17 protein-coding genes are annotated in these 21,819 nt (G+C 30.5%); 8 read left to right on the top strand and 9 right to left on the bottom strand.

All coding sequences use genetic code 11. From position 1 onward, the window contains the following. Positions 1-50: 50 nt before the first annotated feature. Positions 51-908, bottom strand: a complete 858-nt coding sequence (locus IFB02_RS06395) for a YicC/YloC family endoribonuclease (RefSeq protein ID WP_223878882.1) — start codon at positions 906-908, stop codon at positions 51-53. A 137-nt stretch (positions 909-1,045) separates the two neighbouring features. Between IFB02_RS06395 and IFB02_RS06400 the strand changes: the two genes are divergently transcribed. Further along, positions 1,046-1,525: an acyl-CoA thioesterase gene (locus IFB02_RS06400; protein ID WP_106687546.1), complete on the top strand. Its 480-nt coding sequence runs from the start codon at positions 1,046-1,048 to the stop codon at positions 1,523-1,525. Here the strand turns inward: IFB02_RS06400 and IFB02_RS06405 are convergent. Then, a complete protein-coding gene (locus IFB02_RS06405; protein WP_106687545.1) occupies positions 1,514-2,410 on the bottom strand; it encodes a DMT family transporter in 897 nt (298 codons plus the stop codon). The genes IFB02_RS06400 and IFB02_RS06405 overlap by 12 nt on opposite strands. Then, on the bottom strand, positions 2,403-2,756 hold the full coding sequence (locus IFB02_RS06410; RefSeq protein ID WP_106687544.1) for an arsenate reductase family protein: 354 nt from the start codon (positions 2,754-2,756) through the stop codon (positions 2,403-2,405). The genes IFB02_RS06405 and IFB02_RS06410 overlap by 8 nt, the downstream gene beginning before the upstream one ends. 171 nt (positions 2,757-2,927) lie before the next feature. Between IFB02_RS06410 and IFB02_RS06415 the strand changes: the two genes are divergently transcribed. Beyond that, positions 2,928-3,383 (top strand): DinB family protein, encoded by a 456-nt coding sequence (locus tag IFB02_RS06415; RefSeq protein ID WP_106687543.1) that lies wholly within the window; start codon positions 2,928-2,930, stop codon positions 3,381-3,383. On the opposite strand, the gene IFB02_RS06420 is transcribed toward IFB02_RS06415, so the two are convergent. Beyond that, positions 3,380-4,108, bottom strand: a complete 729-nt coding sequence (locus IFB02_RS06420; RefSeq protein WP_158256267.1) for a DUF3298 domain-containing protein — start codon at positions 4,106-4,108, stop codon at positions 3,380-3,382. The two genes, IFB02_RS06415 and IFB02_RS06420, sit on opposite strands and share 4 nt — an antisense overlap. Before the next feature lie 85 nt (positions 4,109-4,193). Between IFB02_RS06420 and IFB02_RS06425 the strand changes: the two genes are divergently transcribed. Then, positions 4,194-5,333, top strand: coding sequence for a cystathionine gamma-synthase (locus IFB02_RS06425; protein ID WP_106687541.1), 1,140 nt, complete (start codon positions 4,194-4,196; stop codon positions 5,331-5,333). Positions 5,334-5,400: 67 nt separating this feature from the next. Here IFB02_RS06425 and IFB02_RS06430 read toward each other — a convergent pair whose 3' ends face one another. Further along, positions 5,401-6,216, bottom strand: a complete 816-nt coding sequence (locus IFB02_RS06430) for a THC0290_0291 family protein (RefSeq protein ID WP_106687540.1) — start codon at positions 6,214-6,216, stop codon at positions 5,401-5,403. 227 nt (positions 6,217-6,443) lie between these two features. On the opposite strand from IFB02_RS06430, the gene gdhA reads away from it, so the two are divergent. Next, positions 6,444-7,787 (top strand): NADP-specific glutamate dehydrogenase, encoded by a 1,344-nt coding sequence (gene gdhA, locus IFB02_RS06435; protein WP_106687539.1) that lies wholly within the window; start codon positions 6,444-6,446, stop codon positions 7,785-7,787. A 48-nt stretch (positions 7,788-7,835) separates the two neighbouring features. Here gdhA and IFB02_RS06440 read toward each other — a convergent pair whose 3' ends face one another. Together IFB02_RS06440 and IFB02_RS06445 are read right to left on the bottom strand one after the other, a co-directional pair. Further along, a complete protein-coding gene (locus IFB02_RS06440) occupies positions 7,836-8,939 on the bottom strand; it encodes a DHHW family protein (RefSeq protein WP_106687538.1) in 1,104 nt (367 codons plus the stop codon). After that, positions 8,905-10,266 (bottom strand): MBOAT family O-acyltransferase, encoded by a 1,362-nt coding sequence (locus IFB02_RS06445; protein WP_223878883.1) that lies wholly within the window; start codon positions 10,264-10,266, stop codon positions 8,905-8,907. Before IFB02_RS06445 ends, IFB02_RS06440 begins: the two co-directional genes overlap by 35 nt. 130 nt (positions 10,267-10,396) lie before the next feature. Here IFB02_RS06445 and porZ point away from each other — a divergent pair, with 130 nt between their 5' ends. From porZ to IFB02_RS06460, 3 genes are read left to right on the top strand one after another with little or no spacing between them, the layout of a single operon-like run. Then, a complete protein-coding gene (gene porZ / locus IFB02_RS06450) occupies positions 10,397-12,754 on the top strand; it encodes a type IX secretion system anionic LPS delivery protein PorZ (protein WP_106687536.1) in 2,358 nt (785 codons plus the stop codon). Next, positions 12,754-13,473, top strand: coding sequence for a DNA repair protein RecO (gene recO, locus IFB02_RS06455; RefSeq protein ID WP_106687535.1), 720 nt, complete (start codon positions 12,754-12,756; stop codon positions 13,471-13,473). Before porZ ends, recO begins: the two co-directional genes overlap by 1 nt. Then, complete coding sequence (locus IFB02_RS06460) at positions 13,457-15,874, top strand: TonB-dependent receptor (protein WP_106687534.1); 2,418 nt, start codon at positions 13,457-13,459, stop codon at positions 15,872-15,874. The genes recO and IFB02_RS06460 overlap by 17 nt, the downstream gene beginning before the upstream one ends. A 49-nt stretch (positions 15,875-15,923) precedes the next feature. On the opposite strand, the gene IFB02_RS06465 is transcribed toward IFB02_RS06460, so the two are convergent. Next, entirely contained in the window at positions 15,924-20,636 is a 4,713-nt protein-coding gene (locus IFB02_RS06465; RefSeq protein WP_191073125.1) for a GEVED domain-containing protein, read from the bottom strand. Between the two features lie 167 nt (positions 20,637-20,803). On the opposite strand from IFB02_RS06465, the gene IFB02_RS06470 reads away from it, so the two are divergent. Then, complete coding sequence (locus IFB02_RS06470) at positions 20,804-21,271, top strand: regulatory protein RecX (RefSeq protein WP_191073126.1); 468 nt, start codon at positions 20,804-20,806, stop codon at positions 21,269-21,271. 54 nt (positions 21,272-21,325) lie between these two features. On the opposite strand, the gene IFB02_RS06475 is transcribed toward IFB02_RS06470, so the two are convergent. Next, on the bottom strand, positions 21,326-21,817 hold the full coding sequence (locus tag IFB02_RS06475) for a DUF6646 family protein (protein WP_106687531.1): 492 nt from the start codon (positions 21,815-21,817) through the stop codon (positions 21,326-21,328). Positions 21,818-21,819 lie beyond the last annotated feature (2 nt).

The following is a 21,819-nucleotide window of genomic DNA, read 5'->3' on the forward strand; positions in this document are numbered from 1 at the left end:
ATTTTAAGTACGCTTAGACAAGCTTAGCGTGACATATAGTTTTTAAATTATTAAAGTACGTTAAGTAATTGTTCTTTAATTTTTTCAAGTTCGTCTTTCATTTGTACGACCAATTGTTGCATTGGTGCGTAGTTACTTTTAGAACCAATCGTGTTTATTTCTCTACCAATTTCTTGGCTTATAAATCCTAGTTTTTTACCGTTGCTATCTGGGCTATTTATACTTTCTGTAAAATAATTTAAATGGTTGTTTAAACGTACTTTTTCTTCGGTAATATCAAATTTTTCGATGTAGTAAACTAGTTCTTGTTCAAAACGATTTTCGTCGTACTTTTCTTTAAGTTCTTCAATCCCTTTTTTTAATCGTTCTCTAACACCTTCAATACGTTCTGGATCTATAGCTATTACTTGATTTAACAAGTCAGCGATGTTTTTTATACGGGCATTAAAATCTGCTTCTAACACTTTTCCTTCGTCTAAACGGTGTTCGTTTAAAGCGTTTATAGCAGTGTTAATTTCTGTGTTAATTTGCGACCATTCGTTTTCGTCAATTTCTTCTCTAACCGTATTTAAAGCATCAGGAAAACGAACTGCCATTTTTAGTAATTCGGTATCATCACCATTTACAACTTCCTTTAATTGTTGCATGTATTGTTTTACAACTGGCGTGTTAATTTGTGTAGAAGTGTCGTCTGCAGTGGTTTCTACATAAATAGAAAAATCTACTTTACCACGAACCAATTTATTAGCAATGTTTTTTCGTACCTCAAGTTCTTTTTCTCTATAAATAGAAGGCATGCGTGCATTCAAATCTAGGTTTTTGCTGTTAAGCGATTTTAACTCGATTGTAATTTTTTTTGTTGGCAACTGTAAAACAGATTTACCATAACCTGTCATTGAATATATCATAAACAAAATGAATTTATTAAGCGCAAAGGTAAGTAAAATGTTATCGCTACAGAAATTGAAATTTAACAGCTTATTTAGAAATTTTATTATGCATGCACAGTAAATAATTGTAGTTTTGACAATTAAACACTTTAAATATGTACAAAAAACAGTTTGAAATACGTTGGAGTGATATAGATGCTAATAGGCATTTAGCCAACTCTGCTTATATTAATTTTATGAGTCATACGCGTACAGCGTTTTTACATGAACACGGATTTTCTTTATCAGAATTGGTAAAAGAAGGTCTTGGTCCAGTAGTTTTTCATGAGCATGTACATTATTTTAAAGAAACCTTTTTAGGTTATCCAGTAACCGTAACTCTTGAAGTTTCTGGTTTAAGTGAAGACGGAATGTTCTTTAAATTTGATCATAATTTTTACAATCATAAAGGTGAAAATCTTGCCTTTTGTGAAATTTTTGGAGCTTGGATAGATTTAAACTCTAGAAAATTAACTAATCTTCCAGACGATCTTTTAGAGTTAACAAAACATTTCCCTAAAACTGAAGACTTTAGCATCTTAACCAAAGAAGATACTAGAAAACATAACAGAAAACCAAAAAACCTAAGCTTGTAGTTTAGGTTTTTTTGTAACCAAATACACGCCTAAAAATATTAATGCAGACGCTAACACTTTAACTGTTGTTAAAGCATCGCTTCCCATAATAATTGCAAAAATACCTGCGATTAATGGTTGCATATAAATAAATACAGTTACTGTAGATGCGCGTAAGTGTCTTAAAGCTAAAGGGTTTAATAGGTAAGTCCCAAACGTTGCGCCAACAATTACAAATATTACCGAAAACCAAATATATGGTGTAAATGTACTTGTGTTGATTACCGTTAAATCTGAATATCCAAACGGTAAAACCATAAAAAAGCCAAACAAAAACAGCCATTTAATAAACGTAAATGGATGATATTTTTCGGTTAATCGCTTTATAATTATAATGTAAATACTATAGGATAATGCATTAATTAACACCATAATATTTCCTAATAAAACATTGTCTCCTGGATTTGGTGATTTACCATAAACAGTTAGTATCGCTGCGCCAGTAAATCCAAAAACAACACCTAAAACCTTAAGTTTTGTAATCTTTTCATTAAGATAAAAAGAAGATAGTATTAATACGATAATAGGACTAGTAATCATTATTACCGATGCATGTATTGGTGTAGTAAGCTCTAAGCCTTTAAAGAAAAAAAGCATGTTTACTACAACTCCAAAAATAGAAGCAAGTAAAAATGTTTTGTAGTCTTTTTTGTCAATTTTTTCTTTTGGTGCAAAAAGGCTAACAATCCAAAATAAAATAGTAGCTCCAGCTACACGAAGTACAATAAAACCAAAGGGTTTAATATGTCCATTTACCATGACATCTTTAGCAAATGTAAAGTTTAAGCCATACAATAATTGCACAATAAATGCTGCAATTAAAGCAAGTATACGTAGTTTATTCATTTAATGCTTGTTTAACCGCTTCAATATTTTTTTTACTACTACCAATAAAAATAGTATTGTTTATAATTATTACTGGTCTGCTTAAAAATGTATAATGTTCTAATAGATAATGTCTAAAATCTTTTTCGGTTAGATTTTGGTCTTTTAAACCCATTTCTTTGTAAAGCTTAGCACGTTTGCTAAACAACGCTTCGTAACTTCCAGCTAATGTTGCTAACTCGTCAACTTGTTTTGCTGTTAAAGGTTCGTTTTTAATCTCTTGAAAGGTAAAAGTATTATCAAGATTTAAATCGTTAATAATTCTTGTACAGGTATTGCAAGTTTTAAGGAAGTATACTTTTTTCATTAGTTATGGTGTTTGTAGGCAAATTTCGATTTTTTTTGCAAAAGTTTAATGCTTTTTCTGGCAAAACTTCCGCGAAAGCGAATTATTAATTTCTTTTTTTATTCTTAAAATTGAACTGAAATTAGTTTAAAATTATTGAAATTTTTAATTTTATTGAAAATTGAAATTACTATGGATTTTGCATTTGATACGACTTTAAAAAGTAGAAAATTTTTAAAAGGATTACTAGAAAATTTAACCTTAGAACAACTTAATAAAGTGCCTGAAGGTTTTAATAATAATATTATTTGGAATGTTGCTCATACCATTGTAACACAACAATTGTTGGTTTATAAATTATCAGGTATTCCTATGATTGTAAGTGATGAGTTGGTAGAAATGTATAGAAAAGGTACAAAAGTAGAACGTGATGTTACACAAGCAGAAGTTGATCTAATTAAGGGTTTACTGTTTAGTACTATAGAGAAAACTAAAGAAGATTATGATAACCGTATTTTTCAAACCTATCACGAATACACGGTAACAACTAAAAGTACATTAACTAATGTAGATGAAGCGATTGCGTTTAACAACTTTCATGAAGGTATACATTTAGGTTATGTATTGGCTTTAAAACGCGTTATTTAGTATTTTAAAAATGGGTTAGCAACTGTGTAAGGAATTGTAAATTCTACAGCGTCTTTACTTAATGCGCCAAACTCAAAATCATTATAAATTATTATTACACCATCGTCATTAAAGCCTATTGTTTCTGGAAGTTTAAAGTCTAGGTTTTTTGCTTGTAGACTTGTATGAACAGTCATTAATTCTTTGTCGTAGTACTTTTTTACTAATGCGGTAAATTGGTCTATATCATTAATTAAATCTTTAGTTTTTAAAGATTTTCCTGTTGCTAGATCAAAATTAAAAAACTTAAACACTAAGTTGTTATTAGCAGCATTTGTAATGACACTTCCTGTCATAGCAATGCTAACAATACTTTCGTTTTTATAAGAAATTTCTCCATCTACAAATGCTTCCCAATTAGGGAAATCGCCTTCAAATTCTTTAAGTATTAAAGCGTTAAAATCTTTGTAAGCATTGTTAAAAGCGATTATACTTTCTTCGATAGTTAATTTTTTTTCTTTAGCACTATCTATATTTAAAATATCGCAAGCAAACTTAGTAAGTGTATTATTTATTGTTGATGCAATATTAGAATCGCCATTTGCTTTAGGTATTACAACTTCTACCAAAGTTTCTTTTTCAGAAAAAATATTGATTTCAGAAAAAGAAATATTAGTTTCTTTTTTACATGAAACACTACTTAAAAAGACTAAAATGATAAGTAAAAATGGCGATTTTAATTTCATAACGTTAAACATAATTTAAAGCAAGACGTGTAGTTTGAATACAACGAATTAAACGTTATTTTTGTTGCAATCAAAACAATTTACTATGAAATTTAATACAAAAACGATACATGGTGGACAAAAACATGACCCAGCTTATGGTGCTGTTATGCCTCCAATTTATCAAACTTCTACATACGCACAATCTACACCTGGTGGACATAAAGGTTTTGAATATTCTAGAACACACAATCCAACACGTCAAGCTTTAGAAAATGCGTTTGCTAGTATAGAAAACGGGCAATATGGTCTAGCGTTTGGATCTGGACTTGCTGCAATAGATGCTGTAATGAAGCTATTAAAACCTGGTGACGAAGTAATAAGCACTAACGATTTATACGGTGGAACTTACAGATTATTTACCAAAATATTTGAAGATTTTGGGATCAAGTTTCATTTTATCGGTATGCAAAATGCTAGTAATATTGAAGATTATATAAATGATAATACCAAACTAATTTGGGTAGAAACACCAACAAACCCAATGATGAATATTATCGATATAAAAGCAACTGCAGAGATTGCAAAAAAACACAATGTGCTTTTAGCGGTAGATAATACGTTTGCTACGCCATATTTACAACAACCATTAGATCTAGGAGCAGATTTAGTAATGCACTCGGCAACAAAATATATAGGTGGTCATAGTGATTTAGTCATGGGCGCACTAATTGTTAAAGATAAAGACTTAGCAGATCGTTTATATTTTATACAAAATGCAAGTGGCGCTGTTTGTGGACCACAAGATTCTTTTTTAGCGCTTCGCGGAATTAAAACATTACATGTAAGAATGCAACGTCATTGTGAAAACGGAAAAGCGGTTGCAGAATATTTAGCATCACATCCAAAAATTGAAAAGGTGTATTGGCCAGGTTTTGAAAGTCATCCAAACCATGAAGTTGCTAAATCTCAAATGAAAGATTTTGGTGGTATGATAAGTTTCGTTACCAAAGGAAACAGTTATGAAGATGCTATTAGAATAGTAGAAAATCTTAAAGTATTTACATTAGCCGAATCTTTAGGTGGTGTAGAGTCTTTATGTGGTCATCCAGCAAGTATGACACATGCAAGTATACCAAAAGAAGAACGAGAAAAGACAGGCGTAGTAGATGCGTTAATTAGATTAAGTGTAGGAATAGAAGACGAAGAAGATTTAATTAATGATCTTAAACAAGCTATTGGATAATTATCTAAAAATAAAACAAAAAAGCCAACTGTAAAAGTTGGCTTTTTTTATGTTGTAAATTTAATTTTTAATCTAAATAATAGATATAACCAAAGTTTAGCCATACTAACCAATCGTTATATTTATTAGAGTCTAATTGGTGATTTAAACCATCAATCCAATCGTTAGCAAAATATTGCCCACGTAAGTCTAGCATTAAATCTGAAACTACAGTAAGTTTATATCTTACACCAATACTAGATACAATAGACCAAGTACTTCCAGACGTTGGATCTACTGGTTTTTCAAAATCTTGATCTAAATTAGGATTTGTTGTATACCAAGGTGAATAAAAGTTATTCATATTAGCTACACTTTGGTCTCCATAATTTGTGTAAACTTTAGGATTGTACGACACATAATGTGCACCAAGACTTACAAATGGTGCAAATTTATAGCCAAAAGCCTGGAACGATCTAATACTTAAAGGAAAATACTCTAATTGCATACCTATATCTAAGTTATTAGCTTCACCAGAATGCGCTCTAAGTTTTTGAGCCTCGACACTAGTTCTATACGGTTGTACCCATTCACCTAAATGATTTAGCTTGGTTTTATTCCAAGATATTTCTGTTCTAAGTTTAAAGTGATCGTTAAAATAGTTATCTGTAGTATAACAATTACAATCTGCTTGATAAGAAAAGTTAATGTAGTGAACAAGTCCAATACCAATACCAGAGTTACCAGCGTTAGTTTCGTAATCTAAACGTTCTCCAAAATCAGATTTAAAGGCAACAGGACCAGTTATAATACCAATTTCGTGCGAGAAGCCTAACTGAGAAAATGCAGTAGTACTAGTTAAAACGACTAGTAAAATCAACGTTAATTGTTTATGGTTAAGCATAATAAGGCTTTAGTTTTAGAGGCTAAATATCCAACAAATATATAAAATCACGACTAACATACAAATAATACAGATAAAATGCGATAATTAATTTTAAAATATCAAAAAAGACAATAACTAAAACGTTTGCGAAAAGTTAAAAAAGTAGGCTAAATGTTTAAAGATAATGTATATTTGTACTGCAATTTGACACCAAAATTAAAAGTGTCATAATTTTTATTGTAATAATGAAACAAAAAATAGAAGCATTTTTAGATCAAGTAAAAGCAAAAAATGGTCACGAACCAGAATTTTTACAAGCAGTACACGAAGTTGCAGAGACTGTAATTCCGTTTATTGAAGCTAATCCAAAGTACCAAGATAAATTATTATTAGAACGAATGGTAGAGCCAGAACGCACAATAATATTTAGAGTTCCTTGGATTGACGATAATGGAAAACCTCAAGTTAACAGAGGTTATCGAGTAGAATTTAACTCGGCAATTGGTCCTTACAAAGGTGGATTACGTTTTCATCCATCTGTAAACTTAAGTATCTTAAAGTTTTTAGGATTTGAGCAAGTATTTAAAAACTCTTTAACCACTTTACCAATGGGCGGAGGAAAAGGAGGAAGTGATTTTGATCCAAAAGGAAAAAGTGATAACGAAGTAATGCGTTTTTGCCAATCTTTTATGTCAGAATTATACAGACATATTGGTGCAAATACAGATGTTCCTGCAGGAGATATTGGTGTAGGAGGAAGAGAAATAGGTTACATGTTTGGTCAATACAAGAGATTAAAAAACGAATTTACAGGCGTTTTAACAGGTAAGGGATTATCTTACGGTGGATCTTTAATAAGACCAGAAGCAACAGGATATGGTTGTGTATATTTTGCTAAAAATATGTTAGCAACTAAAAACGATTCTTTTGAAGGAAAAACGGTTGTCATCTCTGGATCTGGTAACGTAGCACAATATGCTTGCGAAAAAGCAACACAATTAGGAGGAAAAGTAGTAACAATGTCTGATTCTTCAGGATATATTCATGATAAAGATGGTATAGATGAAGAAAAATTAGCATTTATTATGGAGCTTAAAAATGTAAAAAGAGGACGAATCCACGAGTATACAGAAAAGTATCCATCAGCTACCTTCCATGAAGGCGAAAGACCTTGGTCTGTAAATTGTGATGTAGCAATGCCATGTGCAACACAAAATGAATTAAATAAAGAAGAAGCTGAAGCTTTAGTAAACAATAAAGTAATAGCAGTTGCAGAAGGTGCTAATATGCCAACTACACCAGAAGCTATTGAAGTGTTACAAATAGCAAAAGTATTATTCTCTCCAGGAAAAGCATCTAACGCTGGTGGAGTAGCAACTTCTGGTTTAGAAATGAGTCAAAACTCTTTACGTTATAATTGGACTAGAGAAGAAGTAGACGCTAAATTAAATCAAATCATGGACGATATTCATGCTTCATGTGTAGAATATGGTAAGAATGAAGATGGTTCTATAGATTACGTAAAAGGCGCTAATGTTGCTGGTTTTGTTAAAGTAGCAGACGCTATGTTAGCACAAGGATTAGTATAAATCTAATCTTATCAAATATTTAAAAAACCGCTTATTTAAGCGGTTTTTTTATTTTAAAGTAGCTCTACTTAAATAATCTAAGTTTCTCTCAGCGATTTCAAGAATTACGATATCAGGATTATGTTTGTTAATATGTGATTTTGCCACATTAAAATCTCTGATTAAAATAACATTATTAAATGTTTGGTTTAAAAAAGGTGTTAATGCATTTGTAAAAGAATCTCTGTACATTAAAAGGTTTAATGTTTTAGAATTATTTTTAAAATGTAAGTAGTTTTGGTCGTCTAACACAACGTCTATTTTATTTGGTGATTTTGGTTCTAAATTCACGAAATTAACCTCATGTTTAAGGTTTGTCATCTTTGTATTATCTCCAATTGTTTTTAAGCTTGTTGTAATGTTAAAATCGTCTTTATTTAAAGATGTAATTGCAAAATCTTTTTCTAATTCCTGCATAAGTGTTTTGTAGCCATAAAACGCACCTAAATTATCCCAGTGAGAATCGGTTTTATAATAAATTTGGTGTTGTTCTTTTTTATCTAATAAGCTTTTATGTAAATCAATAAATTTTACATGACTAGAATTTAAGCTTGCATTTTGTTTTACAAGATTTAATAATGTAGTGCCTTGCGGTAAAGTGTAAGGTAGATATTCTTTATAAATTTGATGTTTATCAGGAACTACAACCACATAAAATTTAATGTTTTGGTTGGATAAATATTGATTAACTGTATTTAAATAGCTTAATATTTTTGATGGTTTTTCAGACGGAATAACTCCAAAAGTATTTTTAAACACATTATTATATTGGTTTCCTAGAAAATACCAATTGTCTTTACCTGTTACCATATAATTTGGTAAAGGATCTTCTTTTAGAATAGCTCTTTTAAAGTAAATGTATTGATTTACAGCTGTTTTTTTTAAGCCAAAATTACCAGTATAAAAACTGTTTATTGCAGATAGTGTTTTGGTAGGTTTATTAATTTCGATTTTAGGAAAAGTAGCATGTTTTAAATTTTCATTAGTTTCCAAGTTAGATTCTAAACCAAAAAGTAAAACTACGTTTGGAATTAGTAATAAAACTAAAAATACGGTTATAAACAATCTAGCTTTCATCTTAAAATCTAAAATAAATAAATGGGTTATAAGCATCTGTAGCTATATAATAAAAGCAGAAAACAAATAATAGAATCAATCCAATATCATAAGAAAGTTTAGCGATTTTTATAGTTTTTATGTTGTTAGATTTAATAATAATCGTTTTTAAATTTTCGAGTAGTTTAGTTGAAAAGATTGCACCTAATATTAAAGCAATACAAACTTCAGTTGTCAAGTAAAATGCTAAAAATTCGTAATTTATTTTAGCCGAAAAATTAAAAAGAGACTTAAAATAGTTGGCAGCATAATCAATATTTTCACTTCTAAATATTACAAACCCAAAAAGAATAACTAAAAGTGTATACAGATGTGAAAATATAACTTGTTTATTTAAAAATTTGCTTAATCCAAAGCGTTCCAAAACAATAAACAGTCCATGAAAGATTCCCCAAATAATAAAATTCCAACTTGCGCCATGCCATAAACCTGTTAGTAAAAAAACAATAAACAAGTTTAAATATGTACGTGAGTTGCTTAATCTATTTCCGCCTAAAGGAATGTATAAGTAATCTTTAAACCATTGGGATAAAGTCATGTGCCAACGTTGCCAATACTCTCTAATAGATTTTGATATGTAAGGAAAATTAAAGTTTTCTGGAAAATTAAAACCAAACATTTTACCTAATCCAATCGCCATATCCGAATAACCAGAAAAATCAAAATAAATCTGTAGTGTATAGGCAATAATCCCTATCCAACTTATTAATGCTGAAGATTGTGAACCAGTAAGACTAAAGGCTGCATCTGCAAAAATTGCACAATTATTAGCAATAATCATTTTTTTTGCTAATCCAATTATAAAGCGTTGTATTCCTTGGTTAAAAGTGTTTAAAGAAATACTTCTTTGTTTTAATTCTGTTTCAATTTCTGAATATCTAACAATAGGTCCTGCAATTAATTGCGGAAATAACGTAACGTAGGTTGCAAAATCTATAAAATTTCTATTCGCCTTAACATGACCTCTATACACGTCAATCGTGTAAGACATAGTTTGAAAGGTGTAAAAACTTATTCCAATAGGTAGTATTACAGATTTAAAGTAAAATACATTTAAATTAAAATACTCTAACACAGCATTAATATTGGTTAGAGCAAAATTGGCATATTTAAAATAGGCTAAAATCCCAAGATTAAAACATATAGAAAGATATAGTCCGGCTTTTTTTTTGCCTGAAGCAATAATTAATCCCGCAAAATAGTCTGTAAAAGCAGATAAAATAATTAATACTACTAATTGTTTTTCTCCCCAAGTATAAAACCCTAAACTAAGAAGTAATAAAAGTAAATTTTTATACCGTTTAGGAGTAACATAATATACCAATAAAGAAAAAGGTAAAAATAAAAATAGAAAAACCGGGCTACTAAATAACACAAGCTATAAATTATTGAGGCCTAAAATACAATAAAATATAGTATTTTTGGGTTTTATTATAGCAACAAAACACATGTAAATGACTTGTTTAAAGACAAACTTTATTTTTTTCTTTTTAATTGTAGTTAGTCAAGCTTTTGGGCAAGAATTTTCTGATGCTTGGAAAGGTCATTATTCTTATTTGGAAATAAAAGACATTACAAATGGGACAGATAAATTTTATGCAGCAGCAGAAAATGCATTATTTACTTACGATGTAAATACTAATGTGATGGAAACTATATCTACTATAGAAGGTATTTCTGGAGAAGTAATTAGTAGTATTTTATATATAGAAGATGAAAGTTTAGTATTAATAGGTTTTGAAAACGGATTAATGCAAGTCTATGACGAAGCTAATAGAAGCTTTTTAACTGTTGTAGACATAATAGAAAAACCAACAATACCACCAAATGATAAAAAAATAAATCATTTTACAAGAGATGGAGATTTGGTTTATATTGCTACAGATTATGGCATTTCGGTATATAATATAAATTCTTTAGAATTTGGAGACACATATTATATTGGACCAAACGGATCTCAATTAAAAGTAACACAAACTACAATTTTTGAAGGTAATCTTTACGCCTCAACAGAGCAAAGTTTATATAGAGCAGATCTATTAAACCCTAATCTTATAGACTACAATCAATGGGAATCCTTTAGACCAGGAAATTGGGTTGGTATTCAAGCAGTTGCAGACAAAATTTATGTTGCTAGAAGTAATAGAAGGGTTTACGAGTTAAATAATATTGCTATATCTCAAGTTGCTGCATATACTAGAGACATAACTGGATTTAAAAATATAGAAGATAATTTAGTAGTTACTACACTTCTAGAGGCAAATGCATATACAAGTGATTTTATACCGATAATAAACGCCACTACAAATAGTGAATTTGATAGTAATTTTAGTAAAAGTATTTATTTAAATGACCATTTATATATTGGTACCAATCGTATAGAAAATACTGGTAAACCAGCTTATGGTGTTTTAAAAACATCTTTAATTACACCCGAAGATTTTGAAGAAATTCATCCAGAAAGTCCATTAAGGAATCGTTTTTTTAAAATAAAATACCAAGAAGGACAAATTTGGGGAACACATGGTGGTTTTTCTGTAACCTATAATTTTAATGGAGGAAATAGAAGAACAGGTATTAGTCATTTTATTGAAGATGAATGGCGAAACATAGTTTATGATACTTTAGAAGAAAACATATTTAGACCATGGTATTTATCAAACATTTCTATTAATCCATTTGATTCTGGAAATGTCTATATAGGTTCATATTATTCTGGATTAATTGAATTCCAAGATAACGAAATTTCAAATTTTTATAACCAAGACAATAGCACGATTTTTCCTTTTGCTGGTAATCTTCACCTATTATTAGCATCAAATTTTGATAAAGATGGTAATCTATATGTACATAATGGAAGGATTGATGAAACTTTAAATAGAAAATCAGAATCTGGTCAATGGACATCATACAGTTATCAATCCTTAATAGATCCAGCAACTAGTAATTTAGGATTTTCTTCTATAGTTTTTGACGATAATGGTACGATATTTTCTGGAAGTCATGGTTATGGATTAGTTGCTTATAAACCAAACGGAAGTAATCCAACTCTTGTAAATATAAGAGAAGAAGTACAAGGCATGCCATCACCTTCTGTAAAAACTATAGCTATAGATAGACAAGGACAATTATGGTTAGGTACAGATAAAGGTATACGTGTTGTTTATAATACTACGCAGTTTTTAACTAACCCAGAAGTAGATAACATTATTGTGTTAGATAACGGTGAAGCAAGTGAACTTTTATTTCAGCAGTATGTGACAGATATTGAAGTAGATGGATCTAATAACAAGTGGATTGCAACCTTAGATACTGGATTGTATTATTTTTCTTCAGATGGTCAAGAAACTATTTTTCATTTTACTAAAGATAATTCTCCTTTACCAACCAATGGTGTTTTAGATGTTGCACTAGATGAAGTAAATGGAGTTGTTTATATTGCTACAGAAAAAGGCTTACTTTCATTCAAATCAGATGCTTCAAAACCAAAAACAACATTAGAAGATGCTTTTGTGTTTCCTAATCCAGTAAGACCTAATTACGATATTGCAACCAATAAAATTAAAATTAGAGATATCTCTGAAAACGTTAATATTAAAATTACCGACATAGAAGGTAATCTTGTTGCAGAAGCACAATCTAAAACTAATGCAAGATTTAAAGGTTATAACCTAGAAATTGATGGCGGAACAGCATTGTGGAATGGTAAAAACTTAGTTGGAGATACTGTAGCTTCAGGAGTTTACCTTGTTATGCTTAACGATTTAGATACTTTAGAAACTAAAGTTTTAAAACTAATGGTTATAAGGTAATGTTAATTACTACTAATGCTATAGTTTTAACCAAAATTAGATTTAATGATAATGATCTAATTGTTAAATGTTATACCAACGATAAAGGGATAACTAGTTACATTTTAAAAGGAATTTTAAAATCTAAAAAGAATAATAAAAAGATTGCATATTTTCAACCATTGTCTCAACTTCAATTAGAGACAGATTATAAAGAGAATCGATCTTTACAATACATTAAAGATTTAAAATCTAATTTCTTATATACAAGTTTACACACTAATATTTTAAAAAGTGCTATAGCAATGTTTATTGCCGAAATTTTAGCACAAGCTTTAAAAGAAGAAGAACAAAACGTATCACTTTTTAATTATCTGCAAACATCTTTACAATGGTTAGATACGCATCATAATTTTGCTAACTTTCATCTGTTGTTTTTATTAGAGCTTACAAAATATCTAGGATTTTATCCAGATACAAGTGATATAGATTGTGAATATTTTAATTTATATGAAGGTCAGTTTCAAGAAATTAATACGTCCAAATATTGTATAGGTGATCAAAATTTAACACTTTTAAAATCTTTATTAGGTATAAATTTTGATGCTTTAGATTCAATAAAAATTAATGCAAAACAAAGACAAGCATTTTTAACAATGTTATTGACGTATTTTGAGTTACATTTGGGCAATTTTAAATCTCCAAAATCACTGCAAATTTTAAATGAAGTATTCAGTTAAACATACCCTTTTAATATTATTACTACTTGTTTCTTCAGTTTTATCTGCTCAAAATATTAAGATTTTAGATACTAACACTAACTTACCAATAGTTGGCGTTGCTTTATATAATAAAGCACAAACAAAAACAGCTATTTCAAATTTAGACGGAATAGTTAGTATAACTAATTTTAATGCTAAGGAGACCATTTACTTTCAGCATATTGCTTATCAATTAAAAAGCTTAAAAAAAAATAGTATTAAAAATGAAATTGTCTATTTAATAGACAACCAATTAGGGTTAGAAGAAGTTGTGTTGTCGGCTTCAAATTTTAAACAAAATTTAAAAGATATACCCAAAAAAATATTAGCGGTAAGTCAAGACCAGATTACTATAAATAATCCTCAAACTAGTGCAGATTTATTAGAAAGTACAGGGCAGGTTTATGTGCAAAAAAGTCAATTAGGTGGCGGAAGTCCTATGATTAGAGGATTTTCTACTAATCGGTTATTAATTACAGTAGATGGTGTTAGAATGAATAATGCCATTTTTAGAGGCGGAAATTTACAAAACGTAATCTCTATAGATCCATTATCCATAGATAAAACCGAAGTTTTGCTTGGAGCAGGATCTACAATTTATGGTAGCGATGCAATTGGTGGCGTAATGAGTTTTTACACTAAAAAACCAGAATTGTCTTATTCAGATTCCTTACAAGTAACAGCAAATACATTAGTACGATATTCTACAGCAAATCAAGAAAAAACTGGCCATTTTGATCTTAATTTTGGTTTAAAAAAATGGGCGTTTTTAACCAATATAACGTATACAGATTTTGAAGATTTAAGAATGGGATCTAATGGTCCAAACGAGTATTTAAGACCAGAGTATATAATCACAAACAATAATGAAGATTATATAATAAGCAATTACAATCCTAAAATACAAAAGTTTACAGGATACAATCAATTAAATTTAATGCAGAAAATTAAATTTATTCCTAAAGATAATTTAGATTTTGATTTTGGACTTTTTTATACCACAACCTCTAATTATCCTAGATATGACAGATTGATAAGATATAGAGCTAATACACTTAGATCTGCAGTATGGGATTATGGACCGCAAAGATGGTTAATGTCTAATTTAAAAATTACCAAAAAAAATAGTAATTCTTCGTTATATGATAATGTAAAGACAACAGTAGCGTACCAATTTTTTGAAGAAAGTAGACTAGATAGAGATTACCAATCTATTTTTAAAAATGTTAGAGAAGAGCAAGTAAATGCAATCTCTTTTAACCTTGATCTTGAAAAAGATTTAAGTGAAGCTTCCTATTTATTTTATGGATTAGAGTATATCTATAATAAAATTAATTCTAAAGGATTTACATTAAATATAGAAGATAATTCCACAACCAATACTGTGTCAAGATATCCAGACGGAGCAACTTGGCAAAGTGCTGCTGCTTATGTGAATTATAAATATAAACCAACTAAAAAATTTGTTTTACAAACAGGTTTAAGATATAATCATATAGCTCAAAATTCAGATTTTACGTCTAATAATCAGTATTTAAACTTACCGTTTAACACAGCAAACATAGATGCCGACGCATTAACAGCATCAGCAGGAATAACGTGGTTACCAAATCAAATATTAGAATGGAAATTTAATTTATCTACAGCATTTAGAGCGCCAAATATAGATGATGTAGGAAAGGTTTTTGACTCAGAACCAGGATCTGTAGTTGTACCAAATAATAATTTAAAATCTGAGTATGCATATAACGGAGAATTAGGTTTAAAACTAAATTTTAATAAGACTTTTGTTTTAGATATGGCGACGTATTACACCTATTTAGATAATGCATTGGTTAGAAGAAATGGTGATTTAAACGGTGAAACAGAAATTATATATGATGGCGAATTAAGTAATGTACAATCTATACAAAATGCCTCAAAATCTTGGATCTATGGATTTGAAATTGGAGCGTTATTAAAGCTTTCAAATTCGGTAAAATTAACGTCAAACTACAATTTTATTGGTGGTACAGAAACAACAGATGGTATAGAAGTGCCTGTTAGGCATGTTGCTCCAAGTTTTGGCAACACACATATTATTTTTTCAAAAGATAAAATAAAAATAGATGGATTTGTAAATTACAATAATGCATTGTCTTTTTCTCAATTGGCACCATCTGAAGCAAGTAAAGATTACATTTATGCTTTAGATGAAAACGGTAATCCTTACTCACCTTCTTGGTACACACTTAATTTAAGAACGCAATATAATTTAACGCCTAAAGCTTTACTTACTGCAGCTTTAGAAAATATAACAGATCAACGTTATAAAATGTATTCTTCAGGTATTGCAGCACCAGGAAGAAATCTAATAGTATCTTTAAAATATACACTATAAAAAAAGGGAATCTTTTTAGATTCCCTTTTTTAAAGCGTTAGTATTAAAATTACTTTTTAATAAATTTCTTAGTTACAATTTGTTTGTTTGAAAGTTCAATCTCAGCTAAATAAACAGCTTGACTAATATTGTTTAATTGATATGTTTCGGTGTTTTCTTGACCTTTAAGTTTGATTATTTTGCGTCCTAAAGCATCGTAAATAGTAACATTTTTAATTTTTAAATGTTTTGGTGCTGTGACTTTAATTTCATCGTTAGGAAGTGATATAATAGATGTGTTTTCGTTGTTTAATGTAAATTCATCTATACTTAAAGCAGGATTTGTAAAAACAATCTCAAATCGGTTATTAAATTCTCCTTGATCTGAAGTAAACACATAATCAGAATTAGTTAAGTTATGATGTGTGTTTAATAAATTATCCTTTAAATACGCTGTATTGTTTAATAAGAAATCACCTTGTAAATGATCTATAGAAATCGTGAAAATAGAAGGAATTTCTATGTTATTTATAAAGCCTAAATAGATAACTTCAGATAGATTAATGTCTTGAGGTGATTTACCTTGTATTGCTAATTTTTTATCGTTATTTGGTATTAGCGAATATAAAGCAATATCCGAAAGAATAGCTCCAGATTTTTTTGCGTCATAAAATTCACCATCATTATCTGCAGTAGCACCATTAACATAAGCAACAGCAATTTGATTATGTACACCTAAATCTGAAGTTAGATTAACCCAAATTTTATTATCTATTCCATTTTGATTAGCTGTTCTAAAAAATTGATCGTTATTAGAGTTAACACGCATTGCATTATTAAATCTAACGTTACCAGATGTAGAAGCTGGCGAATTAGAATAAGTAACAAAAAACCCTTGTCCTGAAGGGATAAATCTGTCAGGTGTTATTAAATCTCCTCCAGCAACTTCGGCAGCACCATTAATCACCGCATAATCGTTATTACTAAAATTTAAAACTTCATTTCCGTTAGTTGTTGCAGAAGGTGGCGTTGCTTGAGACCATAAATAAATAGCACCATCTAACTTACCATCTGTTGGATTTGTAGCAAAATTATTTTCGGTAAAAAATAGATCTGCATCTATTGCAGATGGATAAGGATTACCAATTAAATTCCAATTTGTATCTCCAAGTTCTGTGTCATTTCTTTCTACAGATACAACTATAGTTCCAGTATTTAAAGGTCCTCTAAATGAATAGTTGTAATTATTAGGTCCAGAAAATGCTGCGATTGAATGCGTAGCCGCATAACCAACACCAGGCGTTAATACATCTGTGCCAGCCATTAATTGCCAATCATTTCCATCGTCATCAATATCGTCTATTCCTGCTCCAATAGTTGCAGTGTTGTCATTGTTAGTCTCGTAGGTAGAGTCTATAAAATTAGCAGCATTAAAACTAAATCTTCTAGATGGACTAGATTGGAAAAGTGCATTGCCAAAAGTTTCACCAGACACAGGACTACTCCAATAGGTATATTCATACCAAGCGTCAAGTGTTGAGGTTAATTTTTCTACTGTTGTAGGAGATCCTAATGCGCTACCAGAATCGTCATATATTCCTGCGTCATCAATTTGTACTACAGAACCTTGATGCTGAACAATTAAACCACCATTGTTATAAATGCTATATTGAACTGTAGCATATGAGTTTGCAGATACAGTTAATGTATTTCCAGTATTAATGTAAAGGTTACATGCTTCTATATTTCCGTTTGTTCCAGTATTATAAGTGTCATTAATTATTGCTACTGTAGTTAAATTAGGTACGCCATTATCCCAAGTTCCTGCAGACCAAGTCGTAGTAACCATGCTAACTTGAGCTGCATTTGTTGCTTGTCCACAACTTCCATCTTCTGTAACTTCTGCGTAAAATTGATAGCCATCTAAATCAAACCCATTTATTGTTAATGTGTTTGTGTTTTCTCCAGTAACAGATCCTGGTAAAAAGCTTGTACTTGTTACGGTAGACCATGTTGGAGAAACGCCATCATTGTAATACCATGCATAAGTTAAAGTCCCAGAATTTCCAGCAGTTGCTGTAAAGTTAAAAGTAACACCAGTACAACCAGAAACGTCGCTTATTGGAGACGCTGTAGGTAAGCTAGTAGGTAAAACAAATGCACCTAAATCTGCACAACTTTCAGTTAAATTTGTTGTCCAATCACCAGCTGTAAAAGTTGTTGATGGACCTGTTGCAACAGAGTTTCTTAAAATAGAATATCCAGTTTCATTAGGGCAATGTACCACATCATGTTGCAATCCATTTTTAGTTAATCTAATTTCATCATTAGCATTAATACCTGCATTTAATTCTGTAAAATCATAAGTGATAGTAGAACATGGATTAGGCGTAGCACTTCCTATTCTTAAAGTAAACACAGAATAGGCAGCAACTGTACCTGTTAAATCTATAGTTCTTGATGGTGCAGCATCGCCAATATCTGCATAGCGTTCAATTTCAAAATCTGTTCCTACAGCATCTAAGTCTATTGCTGTTGCAGTAGGATTATATAATTCCATGTACCAACCGTTTCCAGAATCAGAATCATATACTTCAGTAATTATTAAATCGGTAAAACTTGTTCCTCCAGAACAAGATCCAAAAGCATCTATAATTGTAAAGTTTGACGAAGAATTTACAGGACAACCACTTTCGGTTACAGTAATAACACCAGTTGTAGCACCGCTTGGTACTTCTACAACTAATTCGGTAGCAGTTTGACTTAAGATTGTTGCGCTAGTACCATTAAAATCTACAGTTGAAGATCCTGAAAAGCCAGTACCTGTTATTGTTACTATACTTTCTGTTGGTCCAGAAGTAGGTGTGAAGCTAACAATAGTTTGTGTAGGTATACAAGCATTAATCACTTCTATGGTGTAATCTTCTGTAGAACCGTAAGTAAATGTGCCGCAAGGCGAAACAGTTCCAGTAGAACCGCCTTCTTCTTGTACAATACGCATTCTATAATTACCTACAGGTTGTAAAGCAGGAACATTAATGGTTATATTTTCTATTACATTTCCGCCACTTACTGCAACATCTAAAGTTGTAATAGTTTCATTTAAATCGTCAAAATCGCCATCGCCATTCCAATCGATCCAAACTCCACCAGCACCGTTATATTGTGTACCATTATCACAATCTCCAAACTCTACAATTACAGTATATGATCCACCAACATTTAAATCGGCACTCATCGCAGTATAATCATTAACACCAGTTGTACATACATCTGTAGTATTATTTGATATTGTATTATTTTCTCCAACTAGCGTTACATTTTCTATTTCCGAATCTAAAGCACTTGTAGCACCTGATGTACAATAGGCAAATACAGATGTGCAAGAGACTTCTACGCCATTAGACCATTCTAAATCGTTTCTTGTAAAAACTTTATAGGTGTAAGTAGTACCATTGGTTAAGCCTATTATGGTTTCAGTAGTTCCTGTTCCCTTGTAAACACAAAATCCACCATCAAAAGCAGTACCAGCTCCAAAAGTTGTACTAGCTGTGTATGTACCACCATTTCCAGTTGGTGTAGCTGTAGAAAAAGATGTGTCTGTTGCAAACACTAAAATATTATCATAACAATCTGTTGGTAAAGTCCAATCTACAGTAGTAGTATTATTTTCACATAAAGAAGTTGTTAATCCTGTAACGTTGCTTGGTGTTGCAGTTTGTATAGTATGTGTATCACTATCGTAAGCTGTTCCTGTTACACTTCCAGCAGAAACAAAGGTTAAATCTGTAGTTAATAAAGCGCTTACTTGTATTGTGTTACCATTGGTTGAAGTACATGGTATATCTGTAGTAATAAATAAATAGCCAGTACTTCCATTAGAAATTAATTGGCTAAATCCAGTAAATGTATGTGTGCCTGGTCCTAATGTTGTTGTTATATTATCAAGTAAAGTATCTGTACCTGCATTAAAAGTTGCATCTGCAGAGTAGTATAATTTAAAATTTGTGATGTTTGAAGCTGCATATGTACCTGTTGTTGTAAAAGACACATCTGTTAAGGTCGCATTGGCTGTGGATACTGTTAAATCAAATGCGTAGATTGGAGTATCGTCTGCAGCTTGAATAATATTTGTAGCAGCAGTTGCAGGATTAGCAGAGTTTAATATTATGTCTGGTGGAGTAACGCTTCCACAAGATGCAGGAGCATCTCCAAATCCTGTCATAGTTGATCCATCTGCGATTTGAGTAAATCTTGTGCTAGGATCAGACCAACCATCAATATCACCATCACATAAACCATCTAATACTTGTAGGTTATTGTTAGCAGTGCTTACACCACTTCCTGACCAACTTGATCCTGGATCTGTACCGCACAGACCAAACATATCTTGAATAGTTCCTCCTAAATATAATGATAACGCATCATCTCCATTAAATGAAAATGCATACGTTGTTGTTCCAGAAAGATTTGTACCATTTGTGGTTGCATAAGTCGTTAAGTTAGAAGTTCCAATTACCCAAACTTGATCTGCAAGTAGTGTTCCGCTTGTGATATTAATACCTGTCAGTAGATTACATGCTCCACCATTTGTTCCTTGATAAACTTGAAGATTATTAGTTGCAGAAAAAGTTATATCAGCTCCTGAGACATTAAATATTTCTATTCCTTTTGGTATAGTCCCAGAATCGGCTTCAATGTATTGACTAATTATAATATCAGATTGCCCAAAAGAAACACAAACAGTAAGTGTCAAAATTATTGATAGTATTAGTTTTTTCATTATAATTGGTTTTTTAAAAAATGACCAGAAGCAAATATAGGTAAACTGTAGGGTAAAATCCGTAATAATTCGATGAACGACAACATTTTATAGTGATATTTAATTAAAACTTAATATTTGTCCTACTTTTTTAATATTTATTTAATTATGTGTTTTATTATTGAAATATGAATAATTCTTATACGGTAGAAGACGCTAAAAGAAAATTAGAACATTATTGTGCTTACCAAGAGCGATGCCATAAAGATGTGTATACTAAATTGTTAAGTATGAAGATGATTCCTGAAGCTATAGATGTAATAATTGTTCATTTAATCGATAATAATTTTTTAAATGAAGAACGTTTTGCAAAAGCATTTGTTAGCGGAAAGTTTAATATTAAAAAATGGGGAAAACGTCGTTTGGAATTAGAATTAAAACGAAGAGATATTTCCTCTTACAATATTAATCAAGCTTTAAAGACGATTACGGATGAAGATTATTATAACGCAATAGATCAATTAGCAAGAAAAAGATGTAATGCACTTAAAGAAACCGATACTTTTAAGAAGAAAAAAAAGTTAGTAGACTACTTACTTTATCGCGGTTGGGAAACACATTTAGTATATGATAAGGTAAATGAGTTAATTCCATAAAAAAAGCCTTTCAATTAGTAAATTTGAAAGGCTTTAATTTTATAAAGTACTGAACTATAAATTAAATACAGCTCCAATATTTGCAGTAAATTGATTGTGAATTTTTTCAGCAGGACTTAATCTTCCTGATTTATATTTGGCAAAAGTGGTACCAAATTCTGAGAAGATTCCAAATCCATCAGAAAAGAAATAACGCATACCTAAATGACCACCAAAGTTTTTTAACCCTAAATTTATTCCAGGATACACATCAAAATTATCGCTAATGTTTAATACGTTACCAAGGTTGGCATTAAATCTAGCTTTTAAATCTATTCTGTTATCAAAATCTGCTTCTAAACCGTTGTTAAGATTTAAAGCATAACCTGTAACTAAACCTACAGAAATGTTTTCGCCTAAACCGTAATCGTAAGTGATTACAATACCGTTTACATTATCTTGAAAATTTGCACCAATTTGTAATTTTTGATCGTCTTTTCCGCTAAAAGACTGTGCTGACATAAAACTTGTGATTAGACAAGTAAGTATAAGTAATCCGTTTTTCATTT

Source organism: Mesoflavibacter profundi (genome assembly GCF_014764305.1).
GTDB lineage: Bacteria > Bacteroidota > Bacteroidia > Flavobacteriales > Flavobacteriaceae > Mesoflavibacter > Mesoflavibacter profundi.

What these genes read in the sequence shown, in the direction of transcription:
- gdhA (WP_106687539.1), top strand. Translation starts at nt 6,444, where the DNA reads ATGAAACAAAAAATAGAAGCATTTTTAGATCAAGTAAAAGCAAAAAAT.
- IFB02_RS06460 (WP_106687534.1), top strand. Translation starts at nt 13,457, where the DNA reads ATGAAGTATTCAGTTAAACATACCCTTTTAATATTATTACTACTTGTT.
- IFB02_RS06470 (WP_191073126.1), top strand. Translation starts at nt 20,804, where the DNA reads ATGAATAATTCTTATACGGTAGAAGACGCTAAAAGAAAATTAGAACAT.
- IFB02_RS06420 (WP_158256267.1), bottom strand. Translation starts at nt 4,108, where the DNA reads ATGAAATTAAAATCGCCATTTTTACTTATCATTTTAGTCTTTTTAAGT.
- IFB02_RS06395 (WP_223878882.1), bottom strand. Translation starts at nt 908, where the DNA reads ATGATATATTCAATGACAGGTTATGGTAAATCTGTTTTACAGTTGCCA.
- IFB02_RS06405 (WP_106687545.1), bottom strand. Translation starts at nt 2,410, where the DNA reads ATGAATAAACTACGTATACTTGCTTTAATTGCAGCATTTATTGTGCAA.
- IFB02_RS06465 (WP_191073125.1), bottom strand. Translation starts at nt 20,636, where the DNA reads ATGAAAAAACTAATACTATCAATAATTTTGACACTTACTGTTTGTGTT.
- IFB02_RS06425 (WP_106687541.1), top strand. Translation starts at nt 4,194, where the DNA reads ATGAAATTTAATACAAAAACGATACATGGTGGACAAAAACATGACCCA.
- IFB02_RS06475 (WP_106687531.1), bottom strand. Translation starts at nt 21,817, where the DNA reads ATGAAAAACGGATTACTTATACTTACTTGTCTAATCACAAGTTTTATG.
- IFB02_RS06400 (WP_106687546.1), top strand. Translation starts at nt 1,046, where the DNA reads ATGTACAAAAAACAGTTTGAAATACGTTGGAGTGATATAGATGCTAAT.
- IFB02_RS06410 (WP_106687544.1), bottom strand. Translation starts at nt 2,756, where the DNA reads ATGAAAAAAGTATACTTCCTTAAAACTTGCAATACCTGTACAAGAATT.
- porZ (WP_106687536.1), top strand. Translation starts at nt 10,397, where the DNA reads ATGACTTGTTTAAAGACAAACTTTATTTTTTTCTTTTTAATTGTAGTT.
- IFB02_RS06430 (WP_106687540.1), bottom strand. Translation starts at nt 6,216, where the DNA reads ATGCTTAACCATAAACAATTAACGTTGATTTTACTAGTCGTTTTAACT.
- IFB02_RS06415 (WP_106687543.1), top strand. Translation starts at nt 2,928, where the DNA reads ATGGATTTTGCATTTGATACGACTTTAAAAAGTAGAAAATTTTTAAAA.
- IFB02_RS06440 (WP_106687538.1), bottom strand. Translation starts at nt 8,939, where the DNA reads ATGCTTATAACCCATTTATTTATTTTAGATTTTAAGATGAAAGCTAGA.
- recO (WP_106687535.1), top strand. Translation starts at nt 12,754, where the DNA reads ATGTTAATTACTACTAATGCTATAGTTTTAACCAAAATTAGATTTAAT.